This window comes from Actinomadura formosensis NBRC 14204 (assembly GCF_001552155.1).
Classification (GTDB): domain Bacteria; phylum Actinomycetota; class Actinomycetes; order Streptosporangiales; family Streptosporangiaceae; genus Spirillospora; species Spirillospora formosensis.
Window position 1 is genome coordinate 30,288 of record NZ_BCQQ01000011.1, and the last position, 19,139, is coordinate 49,426.

The 19,139-nt window shown below is 71.2% G+C and carries 21 protein-coding genes and 3 tRNA genes; 8 read left to right on the forward strand and 16 right to left on the reverse strand.

The annotated features are described in order from the left end of the window. The first annotated feature begins 9 nt into the window (after nucleotides 1-9). The 3 genes from AF1_RS34120 to AF1_RS04575 all read left to right on the forward strand — a co-directional run bounded on the left by AF1_RS34120 (nucleotide 10) and on the right by AF1_RS04575 (nucleotide 2,489). Entirely contained in the window at nucleotides 10-135 is a 126-nt protein-coding gene (locus tag AF1_RS34120; RefSeq protein ID WP_255218776.1) for a hypothetical protein, read from the forward strand. After that, complete coding sequence (locus AF1_RS36980) at nucleotides 132-1,292, forward strand: ATP-binding cassette domain-containing protein (protein ID WP_407642221.1); 1,161 nt, start codon at nucleotides 132-134, stop codon at nucleotides 1,290-1,292. Before AF1_RS34120 ends, AF1_RS36980 begins: the two co-directional genes overlap by 4 nt. 123 nt (nucleotides 1,293-1,415) lie before the next feature. Continuing rightward, a complete protein-coding gene (locus tag AF1_RS04575; protein ID WP_084262454.1) occupies nucleotides 1,416-2,489 on the forward strand; it encodes an abortive infection protein in 1,074 nt (357 codons plus the stop codon). 91 nt (nucleotides 2,490-2,580) lie between these two features. Here the strand turns inward: AF1_RS04575 and AF1_RS04580 are convergent, their stop codons facing one another. Continuing rightward, nucleotides 2,581-2,889 carry a hypothetical protein gene (locus tag AF1_RS04580; protein ID WP_067793733.1) on the reverse strand — a complete coding sequence of 103 codons (309 nt, stop codon included), beginning with the start codon at nucleotides 2,887-2,889 and terminating at the stop codon, nucleotides 2,581-2,583. A 116-nt stretch (nucleotides 2,890-3,005) separates the two neighbouring features. On the opposite strand from AF1_RS04580, the gene AF1_RS04585 reads away from it, so the two are divergent. Both AF1_RS04585 and AF1_RS04590 read left to right on the forward strand, forming a co-directional pair. Then, complete coding sequence (locus AF1_RS04585) at nucleotides 3,006-4,952, forward strand: sensor histidine kinase (RefSeq protein WP_165488390.1); 1,947 nt, start codon at nucleotides 3,006-3,008, stop codon at nucleotides 4,950-4,952. Next, on the forward strand, nucleotides 4,930-5,559 hold the full coding sequence (locus AF1_RS04590; protein WP_067793735.1) for a response regulator transcription factor: 630 nt from the start codon (nucleotides 4,930-4,932) through the stop codon (nucleotides 5,557-5,559). The genes AF1_RS04585 and AF1_RS04590 overlap by 23 nt, the downstream gene beginning before the upstream one ends. On the opposite strand, the gene AF1_RS04595 is transcribed toward AF1_RS04590, so the two are convergent. The 13 genes from AF1_RS04595 to AF1_RS04655 all read right to left on the reverse strand — a co-directional run bounded on the left by AF1_RS04595 (nucleotide 5,556) and on the right by AF1_RS04655 (nucleotide 13,350). Beyond that, nucleotides 5,556-6,017 (reverse strand): helix-turn-helix domain-containing protein, encoded by a 462-nt coding sequence (locus AF1_RS04595; RefSeq protein WP_131732687.1) that lies wholly within the window; start codon nucleotides 6,015-6,017, stop codon nucleotides 5,556-5,558. The genes AF1_RS04590 and AF1_RS04595 overlap by 4 nt on opposite strands. Nucleotides 6,018-6,088: 71 nt before the next feature. Beyond that, complete coding sequence (locus AF1_RS04600) at nucleotides 6,089-6,727, reverse strand: phosphatase PAP2 family protein (RefSeq protein WP_067793737.1); 639 nt, start codon at nucleotides 6,725-6,727, stop codon at nucleotides 6,089-6,091. A 39-nt stretch (nucleotides 6,728-6,766) separates the two neighbouring features. Next, nucleotides 6,767-7,789, reverse strand: coding sequence for an NAD(P)-dependent alcohol dehydrogenase (locus AF1_RS04605; protein WP_067793777.1), 1,023 nt, complete (start codon nucleotides 7,787-7,789; stop codon nucleotides 6,767-6,769). 150 nt (nucleotides 7,790-7,939) lie between these two features. Further along, nucleotides 7,940-8,012, reverse strand: a tRNA-Glu gene (locus AF1_RS04610). 511 nt (nucleotides 8,013-8,523) lie between these two features. After that, a tRNA-Glu gene (locus AF1_RS04615) sits at nucleotides 8,524-8,596 on the reverse strand. Between the two features lie 24 nt (nucleotides 8,597-8,620). Then, a tRNA-Gln gene (locus AF1_RS04620) sits at nucleotides 8,621-8,692 on the reverse strand. Between the two features lie 91 nt (nucleotides 8,693-8,783). After that, nucleotides 8,784-9,422: a DUF2461 domain-containing protein gene (locus AF1_RS04625; protein WP_067793738.1), complete on the reverse strand. Its 639-nt coding sequence runs from the start codon at nucleotides 9,420-9,422 to the stop codon at nucleotides 8,784-8,786. Nucleotides 9,423-9,425: 3 nt separating this feature from the next. Further along, entirely contained in the window at nucleotides 9,426-10,193 is a 768-nt protein-coding gene (locus AF1_RS04630) for a fumarylacetoacetate hydrolase family protein (protein WP_067793739.1), read from the reverse strand. A 22-nt stretch (nucleotides 10,194-10,215) separates the two neighbouring features. Next, nucleotides 10,216-11,511, reverse strand: coding sequence for a cellulose binding domain-containing protein (locus AF1_RS04635; RefSeq protein ID WP_131732686.1), 1,296 nt, complete (start codon nucleotides 11,509-11,511; stop codon nucleotides 10,216-10,218). 88 nt (nucleotides 11,512-11,599) lie between these two features. Beyond that, the gene (locus AF1_RS04640) at nucleotides 11,600-11,971 is read right to left on the reverse strand and encodes an SEL1-like repeat protein (RefSeq protein ID WP_067793741.1); all 372 of its coding nucleotides are present in this window, start codon (nucleotides 11,969-11,971) and stop codon (nucleotides 11,600-11,602) included. A 185-nt stretch (nucleotides 11,972-12,156) separates the two neighbouring features. Beyond that, the gene (locus tag AF1_RS04645) at nucleotides 12,157-12,561 is read right to left on the reverse strand and encodes a DUF6292 family protein (protein ID WP_067793742.1); all 405 of its coding nucleotides are present in this window, start codon (nucleotides 12,559-12,561) and stop codon (nucleotides 12,157-12,159) included. A gap of 153 nt (nucleotides 12,562-12,714) precedes the next feature. Further along, nucleotides 12,715-13,113, reverse strand: coding sequence for a hypothetical protein (locus AF1_RS04650; RefSeq protein ID WP_131732685.1), 399 nt, complete (start codon nucleotides 13,111-13,113; stop codon nucleotides 12,715-12,717). A 45-nt stretch (nucleotides 13,114-13,158) separates the two neighbouring features. Continuing rightward, nucleotides 13,159-13,350 carry a hypothetical protein gene (locus tag AF1_RS04655; RefSeq protein WP_067793744.1) on the reverse strand — a complete coding sequence of 64 codons (192 nt, stop codon included), beginning with the start codon at nucleotides 13,348-13,350 and terminating at the stop codon, nucleotides 13,159-13,161. A 249-nt stretch (nucleotides 13,351-13,599) separates the two neighbouring features. On the opposite strand from AF1_RS04655, the gene AF1_RS04660 reads away from it, so the two are divergent. Together AF1_RS04660 and AF1_RS04665 are read left to right on the forward strand one after the other, a co-directional pair. Further along, entirely contained in the window at nucleotides 13,600-14,487 is an 888-nt protein-coding gene (locus AF1_RS04660) for a GntR family transcriptional regulator (protein ID WP_067793745.1), read from the forward strand. Nucleotides 14,488-14,627: 140 nt separating this feature from the next. Beyond that, on the forward strand, nucleotides 14,628-15,266 hold the full coding sequence (locus tag AF1_RS04665; RefSeq protein ID WP_067793746.1) for a GNAT family N-acetyltransferase: 639 nt from the start codon (nucleotides 14,628-14,630) through the stop codon (nucleotides 15,264-15,266). Nucleotides 15,267-15,368: 102 nt separating this feature from the next. Here AF1_RS04665 and AF1_RS04670 read toward each other — a convergent pair whose 3' ends face one another. After that, complete coding sequence (locus AF1_RS04670) at nucleotides 15,369-15,617, reverse strand: hypothetical protein (RefSeq protein ID WP_067793747.1); 249 nt, start codon at nucleotides 15,615-15,617, stop codon at nucleotides 15,369-15,371. A gap of 379 nt (nucleotides 15,618-15,996) precedes the next feature. Here AF1_RS04670 and AF1_RS35735 point away from each other — a divergent pair, with 379 nt between their 5' ends. Further along, the gene (locus AF1_RS35735; protein WP_067793748.1) at nucleotides 15,997-17,298 is read left to right on the forward strand and encodes a cyclic nucleotide-binding domain-containing protein; all 1,302 of its coding nucleotides are present in this window, start codon (nucleotides 15,997-15,999) and stop codon (nucleotides 17,296-17,298) included. A 35-nt stretch (nucleotides 17,299-17,333) separates the two neighbouring features. Here AF1_RS35735 and cimA read toward each other — a convergent pair whose 3' ends face one another. Continuing rightward, complete coding sequence (cimA, locus tag AF1_RS04680; RefSeq protein WP_067793749.1) at nucleotides 17,334-18,911, reverse strand: citramalate synthase; 1,578 nt, start codon at nucleotides 18,909-18,911, stop codon at nucleotides 17,334-17,336. Nucleotides 18,912-19,139: the final 228 nt, after the last annotated feature.

A 19,139-nucleotide genomic window follows, 5' to 3' on the forward strand; every position in this document is an offset into this window, starting at 1 on the left:
AACGGACAGTTGACCTACACGCCCTACCTGGCGTCGGCGGTGCTGTTCGTGGCGTTGACGGTGCCGATGGCCCGGTTCACCGACCATCTCGCGGCCCGCGCCGAGCGGCGCCGCGCCCCCGGAGGCGGCACATGAGCGAACCGCGGCTGCGCGTCGAAGGCGTGTGGAAGGCCTACCGCTCCCGGCCGGTGCTGCGCGGCGTCGATCTGGACGTCGCGCCGCACGAGGTCGTCTGCCTGATCGGCGCGTCCGGGTCGGGCAAGTCGACGCTGCTGCGCTGCGTGAACGTGCTGGAGACGGTGGACGACGGCGCCATCTTCCTGGACGGCGCGGACATCACCGACCCGGACGCCGACCCCGACGACGTCCGCAAGCGCATCGGGATGGTGTTCCAGTCCTACAACCTGTTCCCGCACATGTCGGTGCTGGACAACATCACGCTCGCGCCGGTCCGCGTGCACCGGCGTTCGCGCGCGGAGGCCGAACGGCACGCCCGCGAGCTGCTGGAACGGTTCGGGCTCGCCGACCGGGCCGGCGAGTACCCCGACCGGCTGTCGGGCGGGCAGCAGCAGCGCGTCGCGATCATCCGGGCGATGGCGGGCCGGCCGAGCCTGCTCCTGCTGGACGAGGTGACGTCCGCGCTCGACCCGGAGCCGGTCACCGAGGTGATGGAGATCATCCGGGAGCTGAAGGACGCCGGCATGACGATGATCCTCGCGACGCACGAGATGGGTTCGCCCGCGACATCGCCGACACGGTCTGCTTCCTGCACGACGGCGTCCTGCTCGAACGCGGCCCGGCCGAGCAGATCTTCGAGGACCCGGCCGAGCCCCGGACCCGCGAGTTCCTGCGCCGCGTCATCGAGTCCCGCCGCCTGTAGGAGACTGGTCGGCGTGCCGGTTCTGGACGTGGTCGCGTGGGTGCAGGTGTCAGGCGGCCGGATGCTCGCCGTCCGGTCCCGGGGCCGTGACGTGCTGTACCTTCCGGGCGGCAAGCGGGAGCCCGGCGAGGACGACTGGTCGGCGCTGTCCCGCGAGGTGCGCGAGGAACTGGACCTGGAACTCGACCGGGCCTCGTTCCGGGAACTCGGCGTCGTCCGCGCGCCCGCTCACGACCAGCCGGACTTCGACCGCGTCCGCATGGCCTGCTTCACCGCCGCCTACCGGGGCACCATGACCGCGGCCGGCGAGGTGGACGAGTACGTCTACGTGGGACGCGGCGACCGGCACCTGCTGGCCCCCGCCTCGCGGGCCGCCTTCGACCTGGCCGCCGGCCACGGCCTGCTCGCCTGATCGACCTTCGGCTTCCCGGCCGGCGACTTAGGTCGCCGCGCGCACCGCCCGGTGGCCGACGCCGCGCCGGTGGCGTCCCGGAAACACTTGCGGCAGGGCGGCTCGACCAGCGAGGAGCAGACCATGCCACAGGTGCCGATCAAGCGCCGTATCGTGCTCGCCGGGGCGGCCGCGGCCGTCGCGTCCGGCCCGGTCCGGATCGCGCGGGCCGCGCCGGGACGGCGGCTGCCGCAGCGCGGCGTCAACTACGACACCGAGCGCGCGGTGTGGAAGCCGGAGTTCGTGCGGCGGGAGATCCGTGCGATCCGGCGGGATCTGCACTGCAACGCGCTCATCGTCCTCGGCTCCGACCTGGGGCGGCTGATGCGGTCCGCCCGCCACGCGGCGAACGAGGGCATGTTCGTGTGGCTGGAGCCGCGCCGGTTCGACCAGGACGCCCGGACGACGCTGCGGTTCGTCGCGTCGGTCGCCCGCGCCGCCGAACGGCTCCGCCGCGCGGGGGCCGGGATCGGCGTCTCGCTCGGCTGCGAGCTGACGATCTTCATGTCCGGCCTCGTCCCCGGTGCCGACTGGAGGGAGCGGGCGGAGAACCTCGGGGGCCCGGCGGGCGAGGGGTACAACGAGCGGCTGAACGCGTTCCTCGGACGGGCGTTGACGACGGTCAGGCCGCTGTTCGGCGGGCGGCTCACCTACACGTCCGGCGTGTGGGAGGAGGTCGACTGGCGCGGGTTCGACGCGGTCGGCGTCGACCTGTACCGGGACGCATCGAACGAAGCGACCTACGTCCAGGATGTGCGGGCCCTGCACAGGTTCGGCAAGCCGGTCGTCATCACCGAGTTCGGCTGCTGCACGTACCGGGGCGCGGACAGGCTCGGCGGGGCGGGGTTCGACATCGTCGACTGGACGCAGGACCCGCCCCTCGTCCAGCCGGGATACGTCCGGGACGAGCGGGTCCAGGCCCGCTACATCTCCGAGTTGCTGGACGTCTACGAGGCGGAGGGCATGCACGGCGCGTTCGTCTACAACTTCATCGACGCCGACGCCCCGTACTCACCCGATCCCCGCCACGACCTCGACATGGCCGGGTTCTCGCTGGTCAAGGTGGCGCCGCCGGAGTCGCAGCTCGGCTATGCGCGCACGGGGCACTGGGAACCGAAGCTCGCGTTCCGCACCCTCGCGCGCCGGTACGCGGCCTAGAGGTCCGCCACACCGCTGGAGTGGGGCACCTCCGGCTCGGAGCAGCAGAACCAGGTGGTGGCCGGCCGGCCCCCGGGTCCCGGAACGTCGTTCACCCCGAGATGTCCACGCCCTCCGGGCGCGGGGCGCCACGGCGGCGCCGCAGCCGCGCGCCGAGTGTGACGAGGCCGAGGCCGGCCGCGTAGATGGCGAGGTTGACGGCCGCGTAGCTCCACGCGACGGCGTCAGGGTCCTTGCTGAAGGCCCGGGTGTCGCCGCCGACCCACGCCCTGGTCAGCGTCATCGTCTGGAACGTGAACACGAAGGAGTGGACGGCGATGTACGTCAGATAGGCGGCGATCCGCTCGCGGACCAGGTATCCGATCGGGAGGGACACCAGCAGCATGAGGATGAGTTCCATGCCGCTCAGCGTGGCCCGGCCGGCGGCCGTCCCGCATCCGGGCCACCGCCGGACGAATCCCGCGTGCTGGCACGGATGCGCGCGGCACCGCCCGGCCGCATGATGAGGGGATGGGCATGACGGGACCGCCGCGCCCGCGCGTGCTGCTGCCGGCGGGCGTGTTCGCGGCGGGCGCGGGCCTGCAGGTCGCGCTGTGGGCGCGGCCGGAACGGGGCGAGCCCGCACCGGTCCTGGCGGCGACGCTCGCGGTCCTCTCGATCCCGGTGCTGTTCGGCTGCCTGGTCGGATGGCGGGTGCCGGACGGCCAGGTGGGCGCGGCCCTCGCCTGGGTGGGAGCGGCACCGGCCGCGGTGTTCGCGGTCGAGATGTGGGGCGAGACCGACCTGACGCCCCGGCCGTGGCCGGGCGCACACATCCTCTATGGGGTGAAACTCGGCGCGTGGGTGTGGAACCTCGCCGGGTTCGCCGCGCTCTGCCTGGTGTTCCCGTCCGGTCTGCCGCCGGGACGGCGGTGGCGCGCGGTCGCGTGGACGGCGGCGCTGACCGGGGTCGCGGTCCACGCCGTGGTGTCCTGGACGATCCTCGCCCGGCAGGGCGGACGGCCGAACCCGTTCGAGGCCCCGCTCACGCTCGCCGCGTTCGGCGGGTTGCTCGCCGCGCTGGGCGCGGTGGTCCTCGGCCCGGTGCTGCGCTACCGGCGGGGTGACGAGGTGACCCGGCTGCGGCTGCGGTGGCTGATGCTCGGCGCGGGAGCGGTGCCGGTACTGCTGGCCTGCGGCTGGGCGGCGCAGACCTGGTGGGACGCGACACCGGAGGTCGCCTACACGGGTTTCCTGCTGGCCATGCTGGTCGCGGTGCCCGCAGCCGTCGCCGTCGCGGTGCTGCGGCACGACCTGTTCGACGTCGACCGGCTGCTCGGCTCATCCGTCGCGTGGCTGCTCACCTCGGTCATCTCCGCGGCGATCTTCGCGTGCGTCGGATACGCGGTCGGCGGGCCGGTCGGCGCCGGCGGCAGGCTCGGCATGAGCGGGGCGTCCTTCGTCACCGCGCTCGTCCTGCTGCCGCTGCACCGGCAGGTCAACGGCTGGGTGGGCCGGGTCGTGGACCGGGAACGCCACGTGGTGGACGCCCGTCTCCACCGCTTCGTCCACGCCGTCAGGGACGGCACCGCGCAGCCGGAGACGGTCGAGGCGGTGCTGCGCGACGTCCTCGCCGATCCCGGCCTGCGGCTGCTGGTGCGGCTGCCGCACGGCGCGCCCGGCGAGTACGCCGACCCGTCCGGCGCCCCGGCCGTCCTCCCGCCGGACCGCGTGAGCGTTCCGCTGCGCACCGGCGAGGTCGAGATGGGCGCGATCGTGCTCGGCACGGTGTCGGCCCGTCGGCTGCGCCTGGCCGGGCACGCCGCCGTGCAGGCACGGCTGCCGATCGAGGTGACCCGGCTGCGGCTGGAGTTGCGGGCCGGCCGCGCCCGGATGCTGGCGGCATCCGCCGAGGAACGCCGCCAGCTCGAACGCGACCTGCACGACGGCGCGCAGCAGCAGATCGTGGCGGCCGGGATGCGGCTGCGCTCGCTGCAACGCCGCTTTCCCGGCGGGTCCCCCGAACACCGCGACCTGGACGCCGTGGTGGAGGCGCTGGAGGCGACCATCGCCGAGTTGCGGCGGCTCGCCCACGGCATCCGCCCGGCCCGGCTCGACGACGGGTTGGCCGCCGCGCTGCACGCCCTGGTGGCCGCCGGTCCCGTGCCCGTCCGGCTGTCCGTCCCACCCGACGTGCGGGTCGGCGAGGTCGTGGCGACCACGGCGTACTTCGTGGTGTCGGAGGTGTACGCGAACGCCCTCAAGCACGCGTCCGCCGGCACGGTGACGATCGACGTGGCCGACACCGCCGGCGTGCTGCGCATCGTCGTCTCCGACGACGGCGTCGGCGGCGCGCGCGGCGGGCTCACCTCCGTCCGCGACCGGGTGACGTCGGTCGGCGGCGAGATGTCGGTGTCCAGCCCGCCCGGCGGCGGCACACTCGTGGAAGTGAGGATCCCCCATGCGCATCGTCGTGGCCGATGACTCAGTCCTGTTCCGGGAGGGCCTCGTCAGGCTGCTCACCGAGGCCGGCCATGACGTCGTCGCCGCGGTTGGGGACAGCGACGCCCTGGAGGCGGCCGTCGGCGAGCACCGTCCCGACCTGGCCGTCATCGACATCCGGATGCCGCCCACGATGACCGACGACGGGGCCCGCGCGGCACGCCGCCTCCGGCCGGCCGTACCCGTGGTACTGCTGTCCCAGCACATCGAGACCCGCCACTCGGTGTCGCTGGTGACGTCCGGCGGTTTCGGCTATCTCCTCAAGGACCGGGTGCTCCGCGTCGACGACTTCCTGGACGCCCTGCACCGCGTCGCCGACGGCGGCTCCGCGCTCGACCCGCAGGTCGTCGGCGCCCTCCTCGCCCCCGCCCAGCGGCGGGACGCGCTGTCGGCCCTCACCGAACGGGAACACGACGTGCTCGCCCTCGTCGCGGAGGGCCACTCCAACGCGGGCGTGGCCGCCCGGCTGCACCTCGCCGAGCGGACCGTCGAGACCCACATGCGCGGTATCTTCCAGAAGCTCGGCATCACCGACACCGGTGACCGGCACCGCCGCGTCCTGGCCGTCCTCGCCTATGTCTCCCGCTAGGCGCGGCGGGTGCGGTCGGCCGCCGCGGCGGCGAGGATCATCTCGTCGACGACCCGGCGGGTCTGCGGGGACAGGTCGACGAGGGCGCGCAGCACCTCCGGGCGGATGACGCCCTGCTCGACGTCGCGGCGCAGCGCCTTGATCGTGAGGTCGTCGCCGATGGGGTCGGACTCGCCGGCGAAGCCGAAGTAGCCGATCGGCACGCCGAAGAACGTGGCGAGCGCGGTCAGCGTCTTCAACTGCGGGTTCTCCTGCCGTCCGGTGCGCAGTTTCCAGACGGTGGTGGACGAGATGTCCTCACCGGTGGCACGCGCGATGGTGGCGGCCGTCTCCACGTTGTTGCGCGGCGGCCCGGCGTCCGCCGGCCACAGGTTCTGGATCAGCCACTCGACCTTCTCGGCCAGGGACGCCCCCGGCGACACTCCGTCGGCCTGCTCCCGCATGATGCCCCTCCCCATGGCCAGTGATTTTAGTTGACCATATCCGCGCTCGTCAGCCAAGGGCACGCTCTGGCGTAGCGCGATCCCGGCTACTGCGGGACGTCCCGGGTGAAGGGGCGCAGCCGGATCACGATGTCGAGGAGGATGAGGCCCAGCGCGAGGCTGAACAGGACGTCGGTCAGCCAGTGGTAATCGGTCAGCGTGAGGCCCGCCCCGGCGATGAATCCCGTCACCACCGCGAGGTTGCGCCGGCGGAGCGGCGTGAAGGGACCGCGAAGGGCCGGGAGCGCCACGACCAGCAGCTCGAAGATCATCCACTCCAGCACGAACCCGTTGAGCGTGTGCCCGGACGGATAGGCGGTCCCCCCGTGGAACAGCACATCGGTGTTGCTGATCGGGAACGTCCGGGGGATGACCGCCTTGAGCCCGAGCTGCAGCCCCGACAGGACGATGACGATCGCCGCCGCCATGAGCGGGTAGCGCAGCGAGCGGGCCCGGAGCGCGGCGAGGCCGGCCAGCGGGCCGATGATGTACAGCAGGTCCCCGCGTTGGCCGAACTTGGCGCACACGTACACGAGGTCGAACCATCCGCCTTGCACATACGCGTCGTTGAAGCGGTGCACGACGCCGTCGAGATGCCTGAGCGGACCGTTCAGCAGCACGTCCACCGTGACCAGCACCATGATCGCCATCAGCAGCGCGTACCAGCTCTTCGATCCCCACCGCACGGGCGTGGCATTCCCCGCCGCCGCCGTTTCCCACCTGTCTCAGGGCGTGAGGATGGCGCGCCCCCGGATCCGTCCGGCGTCCAGGTCGTCGATCGCGGACTGGAAGTCGTCCAGTGCGTATTTCCGCGTGTGCAGGGTGACCGCGCCGCGGGCCGCGAGCGCCATCAGATCGCACAGGTCGTTGTAGGACCCGACGAGGTTCCCGATGATGTTGATCTCCGCGGAGATGATGTCGATCGTGGGAACGTCGATGTTCTCGCCGTATCCGACCACGTGGTAGTCGCCCGCCTCGCGCAGCATCCGCACGCCTTCCGCGGTCGTGCCGCCCTCGCCGACGAAGTCGACGACCACCTCGGCGCCACCGCCCGTAAGGTCGAGGACTTCCGCGACATGGTCCCCATCCGCGACCACACCCCGGTCGGCGCCGATCCCGGACGCCAGTTTCACCGCGTCCGGATTCCGGTCGACCACGATCAACTCGGCCGGGCTGATCGCCTTGAGCACCTGGACGCCGATGTGCCCGAGGCCGCCGGCCCCGATGACCACGCACCGGTCCCGCGGCGTCAGCCGCCGCGCCGCCTTCGCCGCCGCGTGGTACGCGGTGAGCCCCGCATCGGCGAATGCGGCCACGTCCGCCGGCTCCAGCCGCCCGTCCAGTTTCACCACGCTGCGCGCGGACGTCTTCAGATACTCCGCGTATCCCCCGTCGGTGTCGATTCCGGGGAACTTGCCGTGCTCGCAGTGCACGTCGTCTCCCGACCGGCACGCCCGGCACAGCCCGCATGTGATCAGCGGGTGGACGATCACCTTGTCCCCCTCGGCGACGTTCGTGACCGCCGCCCCGACGGCGTGCACCCACCCGGCGTTCTCGTGCCCGATCGTGTACGGCAGTTCGACCCCGGACTTCTCGGCCCACTGCCCTTCCAGGATGTGCAGATCCGTCCGGCACACCCCCGCGCCGCCGATCTTCACCACGACATCGAACGGCCCGTCCACCTCCGGGACGGGAACCTCGCTCATCCGCAGGTCCTCGCCGTACCCGACGACCTGCACAGCCCGCATGCCGCTCATGGAAGACCCTCCTCGTGGACGTGGGATCGTCCACGAGCCCATACCCGGCCATCCACGGACCGACCCGAGCATCATTCGGCGCCGCGGCCCGCGAACCCTGAAACAGAAAAACCGCAGATCGATGATCTGCGGTTCCAGGTGTACCCCCGAGCGGATTCGAACCGCCGTTACCGCCTTGAGAGGGCGGCGTCCTAGGCCACTAGACGACGGGGGCCGGACGTTGCGCCCGCGCGTTCTCCGCCCGGGCCTCGCCCAGCTTACCGGACGCCGCCCCCACCTCGAACCAGTTTCGCCCCGTACGCCCCGCAAGTCCCCCACGACCGGACACCTTGTCCCCCCGTGGCACGACTGCGGCCCTGATATGCCTTCCCACCGGGAGGAGACCATGCGACTGAAGCCGTTCACGCACACGGCCCCCACAGTTGCACACCCTCCCGCTTGATTACGCACACGGAGACGCTGCGGCGGTTCCCCTACTGGCAAGCCAAAGCCGAGCCTGAGGTGAATACCGAAAACGGGCGGAGATGAACGCTCCCGCGCGTCCCGAGATCAAAGAACGAAGATCGCGAAACTGGGACGTCGCAGATTAAAGGCCCCCGTGCGGACCCCAGCCCACGTTCGGGCGAAGCCCGAACACCGGGGGTTCCAGGGGGTCGCCCCCCTGGAAGAAATCGCGGGCCTCGGCGAAATCGAGCGAAGCTCGATGAGCACAAGGCCCCGCCACGTACCCCCGAGCGGATTCGAACCGCCGTTACCGCCTTGAGAGGGCGGCGTCCTAGGCCACTAGACGACGGGGGCGTGGTCCGCCTTGGGCGGACGCAGCTGGGGTACCAGGACTCGAACCTAGACTAAGTGAACCAGAATCACTCGTGCTGCCGATTACACCATACCCCAGTGAGGTACGGGCTCCCGAGCCGTTTCCGGCTGGTCGCTCGCGCCTCGATGAGAATACAGGACCTTGGGACAACGGCCAAAACGATTCCGGTCAGCGGCCGAAGTCGACGGGGCCGATGTGGCGGTGGCCCCACTCGACCAGGGGACGCAGGCGACGCCAGGACGCGCGGATGCGCGCGAGCACCTCGTCCGGGTCCCTCATCCACGGGTCGGCGGGCCAGCCTTCGTGGGCGTAGAGGGAGCGGTGCCGCAGGAGGTCCAGGCGCGGGTGGTCGGGGGGTGTGCCACGGGGCCGGGTCTTGAGCCGGTCTCCGGCGATCTCCAGACCGGCGGAGCGGAGGTCGTCCACGATGGTCTGGAGTTCGCGGCCATACGTGTCGGAGCCGACCGCGTCGCGGTAGCGGCGGAGCTGCCCGGGAGTCGGCGCGTACATGCCGCCGGCGACCATCAGCCCGTCCGCGTCTATCTGGAGGTAGAAGCCCTCGGGGGTGTGTCCGCCCTGGTGTGTTTTGTAGGGCGACTTGTCCTTGCTGAATCGGACGTCCCGGTACGGGCGGAAGAGTTTGACCGCGCCGAACTCCTCTTCGAGTTCGGCGCACAGCTCGGTCAAAGGCTCGCGCACGTGGTGTTCGTACGTCTCCTTGTGGGACGTCCAGTAGGGCTTGCTGTTGTCGGCCTGCAAGCCCTCGTAGAACGAGAACGCCTCGCCGGTGAAGCCGCCGAACGCCATGGTTCAGTCCCGGGCGACGACGCGGTTGGTGAGGCTGCCGATGCCCTCGATGGTGACGGTCACCTCGTCCCCGATCTGCAGGGGGCCGACGCCGGCGGGGGTGCCGGTGAGGATGACGTCGCCGGGCAGCAGCGTCATGACCTGGCTGACGTACTCGACGAGGGCCGGGACGTCGCGCAGCAGCAGGGACGTGCGGGAGTCCTGGCGGACCTCCCCGTTGACGGCCGTGGAGATCGCCAGGTCGGCGGGGTCGATCTCGGTCTCGATCCACGGGCCGATGGGGCAGAACGTGTCGAAGCCCTTGGCCCGCGTCCACTGCCCGTCTTTCTGCTGCAGGTCGCGGGCGGTGACGTCGTTGGCGCAGGTGTAGCCGAGGATGACCTCGGCGGCGCGGGACGCGGGCACCTCGCGGCACATCCGGCCGATGACGACGGCCAGTTCGCCCTCGTGGTCGACGCGCTCGGAGAGCTTCTGCGGGTAGGCGATCGCCTCGCCGGGGCCGATCACGGCGGTGGACGGCTTGGAGAAGATCACCGGCTCGGCGGGCGGCTCGTCCCCGCCCATCTCGCGGACGTGGTCGGCATAGTTCTTCCCGATCGCGATGATCTTGCTGGGCAGGATCGGCGCGAGCAGCCGGACGTCGGTGAGCGGGAGGCGCTGCCCGGTGAACGTCAGTTCACCGAACGGGTGGGCCGCGATGACGGCGACGGTGTTCTCCTCCACCACGCCGAAGGACATGCCGTCGTCGGTGGAGAACCTGGCGATACGCATGTTCGAGAGCCTAGTACGCCGTTCAGAGGCCGCACGCCTTGCCGTTCAGCTCGCAGCCCTTGGGGGTGGACGCGTGCCCGGCCGCGCCGAACTGGACCTCCCAGGTGCCGCCGGGCGGGATCGCGGGGGCGCCGTCCAGGTTCTTGATCTCCACCTTCTCGCCGCCGTGGACGAGCCGCGCGCCCCAGATGTTCTTCACGTCCGCCCCGGGGGCACGGAACGTCAGCTTCCACGTCTTCATCGGGCGGTCGGTGCGGTTGGTGATGACCATCTTGCCCTCGAAGTACCCATCGTCCTGCTGGACGAGCTGGTACGTGATCCCCTTGCCCTGCACCAGCGGGCCGATCGGCGCGGTGGTCGCCGGGGGCGGCGTGCCGGGCTGGACGGGCGGTTGCCCCGCCGCAGGAGCCGTGGCCGGAGGCGTCGCGGGCGCTCCGCCGGGCGAGGGCGTGCCGGACGCCGTCGGGGCCGGCCCGTCCGTCGCACCTCCGGCCGCCGGGGCGGACGCGGCCGGAGACGCGGGCTTCCCGGCCTTTTCCTCGCCGTCGGAGCCGCGGCCGGCGTACAGCAGTGCCGCGAGCACGGCGGCGGCGAGGAGCACCACCGCGACGATCACCGCGATGAGGATCATCGGACGCCGGGACCGCGACACCGGCGCTCCCCCGGACGGCATCGCCGGGGCGGTCGCATCGGGCGCCGGGACGGGGGCGGGCATGGGGGCGGGAGCCGGCATCGGGGAGGCGAACGGGGCACCGGCCGGAGAGGCGGTCTCGCCTTCGGCACCGAACTGCGCCGTCCACGGCGCCTCCGCGGGCTGCTCCGGCGCGGGCTGCTCCGGCACGGGCGGCCGCCCGTCCGGCTGCGGGGGAACGGCGCCCTGCTCGAATGCCGCCGCCTGAGGTGCGGCGGACGCGGCGGGCTTCTTGATCCGGATGTCGCTGACGGTCACGGACGCCTTGTCCGCGTCGTCCCCGGGCCCGTCCCGGAAGGTCACGCCGGGATCGTCCCCGGCCCCGTCGAGGGAGGTCGCTGCCGGATCACCACCGGGAAGGTCCTGGAAGGTCGCCCCCGGCTCGTCCTCCGGCTCGCCCTCGGGGTCGTCGGCCGGAAGGTCGCGAGAGGTCGCTTCCGGGTCGTCCTCGGGATCGTCGGCGGGGAAGTCCTGGAACGTCACGTCCGCGAGGTCGTCCACGGGTTCGTCGACGATGGTCGAATCCGCCGCCGTGCCCGCGTCCGCCGTGGCGGCCTTGCCCGGGACGCGGAACTCGGCGGTCGTCTTGTGGTCCGGGGGCACGTACCCGGGCTCCTCGCCGCTCAACTCGTCCACCCTCCGCTGTCGTCGGTCTCATGGACTCCGACGACGGGCGAGACGGTTCGGTTCGGAGTTCGTACCGGACCGGAAGGGGTCAGCCGGCCGAGGCGGGCTCCAGGCCGCGGCGCGCGGCCTGCCGCAGCTGCCGGTTGAGCATGTCGGTGATGAGCTCGATGGCGTCGGGGGTGGTGGCGTCCTGGGCGCCGCTGAGCCAGCGGGTGGCCTCGGCCAGCAGATCCTCGGCCGCGTCGCCCGCCGGTCCGGCGTCGGCCATCCGCCCGAGCACGGCGCCGAGGCGCAGCGCGGCGTCGGCGCATCCGGACTCCGCGGCCCGCCGGTACCAGTCGGCGGCCTGCTGCAGGTCGCCCGCGCGCTCGTACATCTCCCCCAGGCCGAAGGCGACGTCCACCCAGGTCCCGTCCGTAGGACGCCCAAGGTCCTCGGGGGTCCACGGTCGGACGGACATACGATCACTCCGGTGATTCGGGGTCGGGGGGAGACGGCACGCGGAACACCACGCGTGCCGTGCAGGTCCCCTATAGTGGACGCTTCAACCGAAATCCGCCACTGATTCCGTCGGTTTCAGCGAATTTTCTTCGTGACCATACCGATACCAACGGAAACACCCGCGTTCTCGCGAACGATCCGGTGTCAGGGCATCCGATGGCGAGCCAGCGCGTCCTCGAAACCGTCGTGTCCCGCGGTGTAGGACCGCAGCGTGACCGGCGCACCCTTCGCACCGTGCTCCAGCAGGTCCGGGACGGAGCGGGGATCGGGCAGGACGTCGTCGCCGAGCTGGGCGGAGTCGCACAGGATCGTCCGGACCCCGGGCTCCCCGGAGACGAACTCGCCGAGCAGGAAGCCCTCGGACTCGTTCCAGACGAGGGCCTGGAGCCCGAGGACGAAGGTCGCGTCCCGCGGGTCGGACGGGTCGAGCCAGACGTTCGAGAGCGGTACCCCGCGCGCCTGCAGCGCGTCGCCGACACGGGTGATGTAGCCGCGGGTGACATCGACGAAGGGGTCCGAGTGAGGCAGGGGCCGGAGACGGTCGATCACTGTTCATCCCTCTCTTCGGTCTCATACGAAGTATGAGGGAAGTTGACCTTGTATGTCCTGTTTCTGGCGAAAAAATTTGCTGAAGGCAGGCCAAACAGCCCCTTTCGCCACATTCCTCCCTTCAATCCCCCTTTTCTCGCTTGTCGCCGGGGCTTACGGCGAAGCGAGCCTGGGCGTGAACTGCGTGACGAGTTGCGGGACGAGCCAGGGCGCGACGACCGCGGCCCCCGCTCCCGCCGAGCAGAGCACCGTCAGCCGTCCGGGCACCGCGGCCCGCCGGCCCAGCTCGGCCGTGATCAGCATGACCGCGGCCCCGGAGACGGCCACGCGTGCGGCTCCGGCCCAGGGGTACCGCGCCACGCCCGGTTCGGGAACCGGCGTGAGCTGCACGACCGGCACGGCCCCCGCGCCCGGCTCGTCCGACATGACCGACTCCACCGCCGGCCGCGCGAAGACGGCCGAGGGGCCCGCCACCGCCGGTCGCTCGACCATGACCGGCCGCTCCGGGGCGCCCGGCATCCCCGCCTCCGCGCCCATCCGCCTGTCTTCCACCTCGAACTCCTTACGGTCAGCGGCCCGCTCCGCGGCGACCGAAGATCATGGACGCGGCTCGCCCGTCCGCATGACGTTGACCAGCGGCGCCGGACGGCGGCCCGGGGGCGCCGTGACCGGAAGCCGGCCGCGGAGGTCCAGCTTCCTCGTGTGGACGCCGATGAGCGCGACATAGAGCGACAGTGCCAGGAAGAGCACCGCGGGACCGAGGACCCACAGAGCCACCATCGCGGTCATGTTGAACCCTCCTTCGGGTGGTTTGCGATATCCCTTACATCCCAGAGATCCTGCTGCTAGCCTTGTGAAGGTTTCTCTGATGGTTGACTTGTACCGACAAGTTCATCACTCACCATGTACCCTTTTTTAGGATTGCAAACACGTAGGGCGGGAAGTAGTTGTTCAGAAGACCGGTTCTGTCCAACATCCGTCCCGCTCCGGGCGGTCGGTACGACCTGGAGCGGACATGGCCGGAAGGGAGCGGATCAGATGGCTCGCACAACGCCTCTCCGCTGGCGTGACATCGCCCACGACCTGCGCCGGCGCATCGAGTCGGGCGACCTCACCCCCGAGGACGGCGCGTCCGGACGGCGGCCGCTGCCTCCCGAGAAGGAGCTGGAAGCCCATTACCGCGCGTCCCGCAACACCGTCCGGGACGCGCTCTCCTGGCTCCGGCAGCAGGGGTACGTCGTCTCGGAGCAGGGCAAGGGGACGTTCGTCGTGCCCCGGCCCAACATCGTGCACATCACGCTCCGCGCGGTCGAACTGGGTCTCGCGCCCGGCCCCAAGTCGGAGGAGTGGTACAACCGCGACGCCGCCATCCCCGCGAACCGGAACGTGTCGGTGTCGCCGGTGAAGGTTGAGGTCCAGGAGGGCACCAAGGTCATCGCCCGCTACCTGCAGACGAACCCCGGCTCGGAGTTCATCTCCCGCCACCAGGAGATCTTCCTCGACGACAAGCCGTGGGCCCTCCAGACGTCCTTCTACCCGCTCGACTTCGCCACCGGCGGCGCGTCCCGCCTGCTCTACCCGCGCGACATCCCCGAGGGCGCCGTGGCGTACCTGGGCGAGGCTCTCGGCTACCACGAGGTCGGCTTCCACGACGAGATCAAGGCCCGCATCCCGGACGAGAACGAGAAGCGGTTCTTCAGCCTCGGCGAGTCCGCGGCCGGCGTCGTCTTCGAAACCGTCCGGACGGCCTACTCCCCGGACGGCAAGGCCTTCCGGCTCACCGTGACGGTCTGGCCCGCCGACCGTGTGCGGCTGCACTACAACGACGGGCAGGTCCCCGACGACGTACTCCGGACGCCGGGTCTGGCGGCCAGCCGGGACATTCCGCCCGAATCCCCGCCGGCCGAGGACGCCGGAAGCGGATAGGCCGCCGCCGCCCGACCACGGCGGCGGTCACACACATCCATCCATAGGCCCCCCCTTCCCGACCGAAAGGGAGCCACCGCGCTCCCACATCCGGCCAGGAGGCGGGGGCTCGGTCTTTCTTTTTTCGGAGTCAGGAGCACGTGGACACCGACACAAGGGGCCGCCGGCGCAGCCGGGCCGCCCATGCCAGCTACCGCATCCGCCGCGCCCGGCCGGACGAGCTCGACGTCGTCCTCGGACTGATCGACCACGCGGCCGACTGGCTGCGGTCCCAGAAGAACACCTCGCAGTGGGCCCGGCCCTGGCCCAGCCCGGACGGGCGCCGCAAGCGCGTCTACGAAGCCCTGCTGGACGGGCAGACATGGCTCCTGTTCGACGGCGAACATCCGATCGGCACCGTGTCCATCAAGCTGATCGGCCACGAGGAACTCTGGACGCCGGAGGAACGCCGGACCGAGGCCGTCTACCTGCACCGCCTGGTCGTCGACCGCGCCTACGCCGGCGGCGGTCTGGGCGCCGAACTGATCGACTGGGCCGGACGCAAGGGCGCGTCCCTGCAGCGCAACGCGGAGCTGATCCGAATCGACGTGTGGACCGACAACACCGACCTTCACGCCTACTACCGCCGCCAGGGCTTCGAGGACGTCGCCATCCGCACCACCAGCGACAAGACCCCTTCAGGCGCCCTGTTCCAGAAACCCCTGCCTCCGTCCCCGCCCGCCCGTCCGAGCCGGATCATCGAGGAAGCGCCCCTGGAGGCGCATTACGCCCCCGTGTGACATCGCCGCAATCGGCACGGGCGTCCTCCATCCGGTGCGAACGGCGCGCTTCTCTCACCGCCATGGCCCGCACGTCCCGCGCCGGGGGACGTGGATGCCGCGTCAGACGAAGCGGACGAGCATGAGGTCGCTGTCGGGGGTTTCGCGCCAGTAGAAGGCGCCGGGGTCGCGGGACATGCCCTCGATCTCACCGGCGATGATCAGTGCGCGGTTGATGCAGTCGGTCTTGTTGTAGCCGGTCTGTTCCTGGAGGCGCTGGAGGGCCTGGACGGCCTTGCCGGTGAGGTTGACCGTCACGCGCTCGCTCTGCGGGGCGGCGTCGGCGCGACGGCCGGGATCGTCCGCGTCCATGGCCCCACCCGATGTTCCGGCGGCTGCCCGAGAGTTCGTCATGAGAGCTCACTCCAATCCCGGGGCGCGGAGCCCGGTCCGCCCTGCGTCCGATGCGGGTGTCGGGCACCCTCGCCGGTCAGGCGATCATACATCCCTTCGCCAGCAGAACCATGCCCCACGTACAGCATGCATGTGAGAGGTTCCCCCGATGATCGACGCGGAAACATCCGAGACTTGCGGCTTTCCATCAGGTCACACATTCATTACTGTCTTTCATACAGTCATTGTATGGTCTTCATATGCGTGTTGTCCTATTCTTTAAGGGGGACGTGGGGACGGACCAACACCGAGGAGCCGGCGGACACCACGCCGGTCCCTCCGGGGGAAGGAAGACTCCGTGAGACTGAACCGCTGGACGGCGCGGCTGCGCAGGCGGACCGCCTCGCACGCCGGCGGCCTGCTGAACACGCAGATCATGACCTCCGTGACGCTCGGGGCCGTGGTGCTGGGCTACCTGATGGACGGTTCGCACATCGCCGCGATCAGCGGCGTGCTGGCGTTCCTGTCGTTCCCCGCGGTGAGCATGACGAACGCGGTCGTCCGGCTCATGCGGGCGGAGACGCTGCAGGAGACGTCCGGGCCGCCGGCGTTGCCGACGGTGACGATCGCACCGGCCGCGGACGTGGCCACGCCGGGTCCGGACAGGACATTCTGGGACGCGCTGACGCCGGCGGAGAAGCATGAACTCCTCGCGCGGGCGCGCAGGCACCTCTACCGCAAGGAGGACGTCCTGTGCCGGGAGGGCGGGCCCGCCGCCGAGGTCGTGGTGATCCAGTCCGGCTGGACGCGGGTATGGGTCCGGGAGGGCGCCGAGCAGCGGATCATCGCGTTCCGCGGCACCGGGGAACTGGTCGGCGAGCGGGCCGCGCTGATGGTCCGGGACCGGTCCGCCACCGTGACGGCGGAGAGCGACGTCCAGGCGCTACGGATCGGCGCCCGGGAGTTCGGTGCCTTCCTGGACGGGAATCCGCGGGTGCGGGCCGTCCTGGAGCAGCAGGTCTACCGGCGGCAGGTCGAACGGCGCGACCCGCACGACCGGTCCGACGAACCGCGGGGCAACTGCTCGATCCTCATCACCGACATCACGGGGTTCAGTTCGCCGGGGCGCACCGACGCCGACCGCGAGTACGTCCTGAACGCCATGTACGACCTGATGGGCGAGGCGTTCACCGCGTCCGGGCTCGCCCTCTCCCGCCTCTACCACGAGGACCGCGGGGACGGCGCGCTCGTCATCGTCCCGCCGGCCACACCGACCGACCGGGTCGTCGACCCGATGCTCGCGCACCTCGCCGCGGAGCTGCGGCGGCACAACCGGCGCGCCTCCGAGGCGACCCGGCTGCAGCTGCGGGCCGCGCTGCACGTCGGTCCCGTGCGGCGCGGCCCGAAGGGCGTGGCCGGCGTCTCCATCATCACGACGCGGCGCATGGTGGACGCGCCCGCGGTGAAACGGCGCGTCGCGCAGACGGGCGCCGACCTGGCGTTCGTCACGTCCGACTTCGTGTTCGACACCGTGATCACGCCCGCCCCCGGCCTGGTCGACCCGAGCCGCTTCTCGCGCGTCCGGGTCCGGGTGAAGGAGACGTCGCTGTCGGCGTGGCTCATGCTGGAGGGCGGCACGCCCGAGCTGCGGGCCTGCTAGTGGGCGAGGTCCGCGCGGCCGGGGCGCCCCGCCGGTCAGCCCGCCTCGTAGCCCGCGCGCAGCAGGCAGTACGTGACGGCCTCTTCGAGGGCCTGCCAGGACGCGGCGATGACGTTGTCCTCGACGCCGACCGTCCCCCACTCGCGTTCGCCGTCACCGGACTCGATGAGAACCCGCGTCCGCGCGTCGGTTCCGTGCGCCCCTTCGAGGATGCGGACCTTGTAGTCGACCAGCTCCAGCCGCGCCAGCTCGGGGTAGAGGCGGCCGAGCGCGAGGCGCAGCGCGTTGTCGAGAGCGTTGACGGGGCCGTTGCCCTCCCCGGTCGCGATGATCCGCTCGCCCTTGGCGTGCAGCTTCACGGTGGCCTCGCTGACCATGGACCCGTCCGGGCGGCGCTCCACGATCGACCGCCAGGACTCGACCTCGAAGTGCCGCTGCCGGACGCCGGTCAGTTCCTCGCGCAGCAGCAGCTCGAACGAGGCGTCCGCCGCCTCGAAGGTGTAGCCGGTCGCCTCCAGCTCCTTCACCCTGCCGACGACGGCCTTGGACTTCTCGCCGGACAGGTCGTAGCCCAGCTCGCGGCCCTTCAGCTCGACGGACGCGCGGCCCGCCATGCTCGACACCAGCATCCGCATGTCGTTGCCGACGGCGGCCGGGTCGATGTGCTGGTACAGGTCCGGGTCGATCTTCACGGCGGACGCGTGCAGCCCCGCCTTGTGCGCGAACGCCGACACGCCCACGTACGGCTGCTGGGAGGCGGCCGCGACGTTGGTGACCTCGGACACCGCGTGCGCGATCCGGGTCATCTCGGCGAGCTGCGTGTCCGACACGAGGCTCATACCCCGCTTGAGCTGCAGATTTCCGAGGACGGTGAACAGGTTGGCGTTGCCGCTGCGCTCCCCGTACCCGTTCGCGCAGCCCTGCACGTGGGTGGCACCGGCCTTGACCGCGGCAAGCGTGTTCGCGACCGCGCAGCCGGAGTCGTCGTGGCAGTGGATACCGGCCCGAACCCCGTACCCCACGACCTCGTGGACGATCTCGGCCAGTTCGTCCGGCAGCATGCCGCCGTTGGTGTCGCAGAGCGCGACGACGTCCGCGCCGGCCTCGGCGGCGGTGCGGACCGCCTCCAGCGCGTAGGCACGGTTGGCCTTGTAGCCGTCGAAGAAGTGCTCGGCGTCCAGGAAGACCCGTTGGCCCTCCGCACGCAGGTGGGAGACCGTGTCGCGGATCATCGCGAGGTTCTCCTCCAGGGTGGTGCGGAGGGCCAGCTCGACGTGCCTGTCGTGACTCTTGGCGACCAGGGTCACGACGGGCGCGCCGGATTCGCGCAGGGCGGCGACCTGGGGGTCGTCGGCCGCCTTCACCCCGGCCCGGCGGGTCGCGCCGAACGCGGTGAGCCGCGCGTGCTTCAGGTCGAGCTCTGTTCTAGCCCGCCTGAAGAACTCGGTGTCCTTGGGGTTGGCGCCCGGCCAGCCGCCCTCGATGAAGCCGACGCCCAGGTCGTCGAGGTGCCGCGCGATGGCGAGCTTATCGGGCACGGAGAGGTTGAGCCCCTCCTGCTGCGCCCCGTCGCGCAGGGTGGTGTCGTAGACGTGGAACGCGTCGCCTTGCATAGATGAGAACCCCCAGAGGGATCAAGCGCCAGGGCACAAAAAAGACCCCCCACGGACGTGAGAGGTCTGCGCGCCGGCGGTGTCCCGTTAGCTGCCGGCGCGCCAGCCGATAATGACGAGGCTGTGGCGCATGATGGTCCCCAGTGTGCCATACGCCGGACGATGCTGAGACCACCGGTCCATCATGTGAGATGCCCGGCCGATCGCGACCCGATCCGGCCCGGCTCC

What these genes read in the sequence shown, in the direction of transcription:
- AF1_RS36980 (WP_407642221.1), top strand. Translation starts at nt 132, where the DNA reads ATGAGCGAACCGCGGCTGCGCGTCGAAGGCGTGTGGAAGGCCTACCGC.
- AF1_RS04575 (WP_084262454.1), top strand. Translation starts at nt 1,416, where the DNA reads ATGCCACAGGTGCCGATCAAGCGCCGTATCGTGCTCGCCGGGGCGGCC.
- AF1_RS04580 (WP_067793733.1), bottom strand. Translation starts at nt 2,889, where the DNA reads ATGGAACTCATCCTCATGCTGCTGGTGTCCCTCCCGATCGGATACCTG.
- AF1_RS04585 (WP_165488390.1), top strand. Translation starts at nt 3,006, where the DNA reads ATGACGGGACCGCCGCGCCCGCGCGTGCTGCTGCCGGCGGGCGTGTTC.
- AF1_RS04590 (WP_067793735.1), top strand. Translation starts at nt 4,930, where the DNA reads ATGCGCATCGTCGTGGCCGATGACTCAGTCCTGTTCCGGGAGGGCCTC.
- AF1_RS04595 (WP_131732687.1), bottom strand. Translation starts at nt 6,017, where the DNA reads ATGGGGAGGGGCATCATGCGGGAGCAGGCCGACGGAGTGTCGCCGGGG.
- AF1_RS04605 (WP_067793777.1), bottom strand. Translation starts at nt 7,789, where the DNA reads ATGCGGGCTGTGCAGGTCGTCGGGTACGGCGAGGACCTGCGGATGAGC.
- AF1_RS04625 (WP_067793738.1), bottom strand. Translation starts at nt 9,422, where the DNA reads ATGGCGTTCGGCGGCTTCACCGGCGAGGCGTTCTCGTTCTACGAGGGC.
- AF1_RS04630 (WP_067793739.1), bottom strand. Translation starts at nt 10,193, where the DNA reads ATGCGTATCGCCAGGTTCTCCACCGACGACGGCATGTCCTTCGGCGTG.
- AF1_RS04640 (WP_067793741.1), bottom strand. Translation starts at nt 11,971, where the DNA reads ATGTCCGTCCGACCGTGGACCCCCGAGGACCTTGGGCGTCCTACGGAC.
- AF1_RS04655 (WP_067793744.1), bottom strand. Translation starts at nt 13,350, where the DNA reads ATGACCGCGATGGTGGCTCTGTGGGTCCTCGGTCCCGCGGTGCTCTTC.
- AF1_RS04660 (WP_067793745.1), top strand. Translation starts at nt 13,600, where the DNA reads ATGGCTCGCACAACGCCTCTCCGCTGGCGTGACATCGCCCACGACCTG.
- AF1_RS04670 (WP_067793747.1), bottom strand. Translation starts at nt 15,617, where the DNA reads ATGGACGCGGACGATCCCGGCCGTCGCGCCGACGCCGCCCCGCAGAGC.
- cimA (WP_067793749.1), bottom strand. Translation starts at nt 18,911, where the DNA reads ATGCAAGGCGACGCGTTCCACGTCTACGACACCACCCTGCGCGACGGG.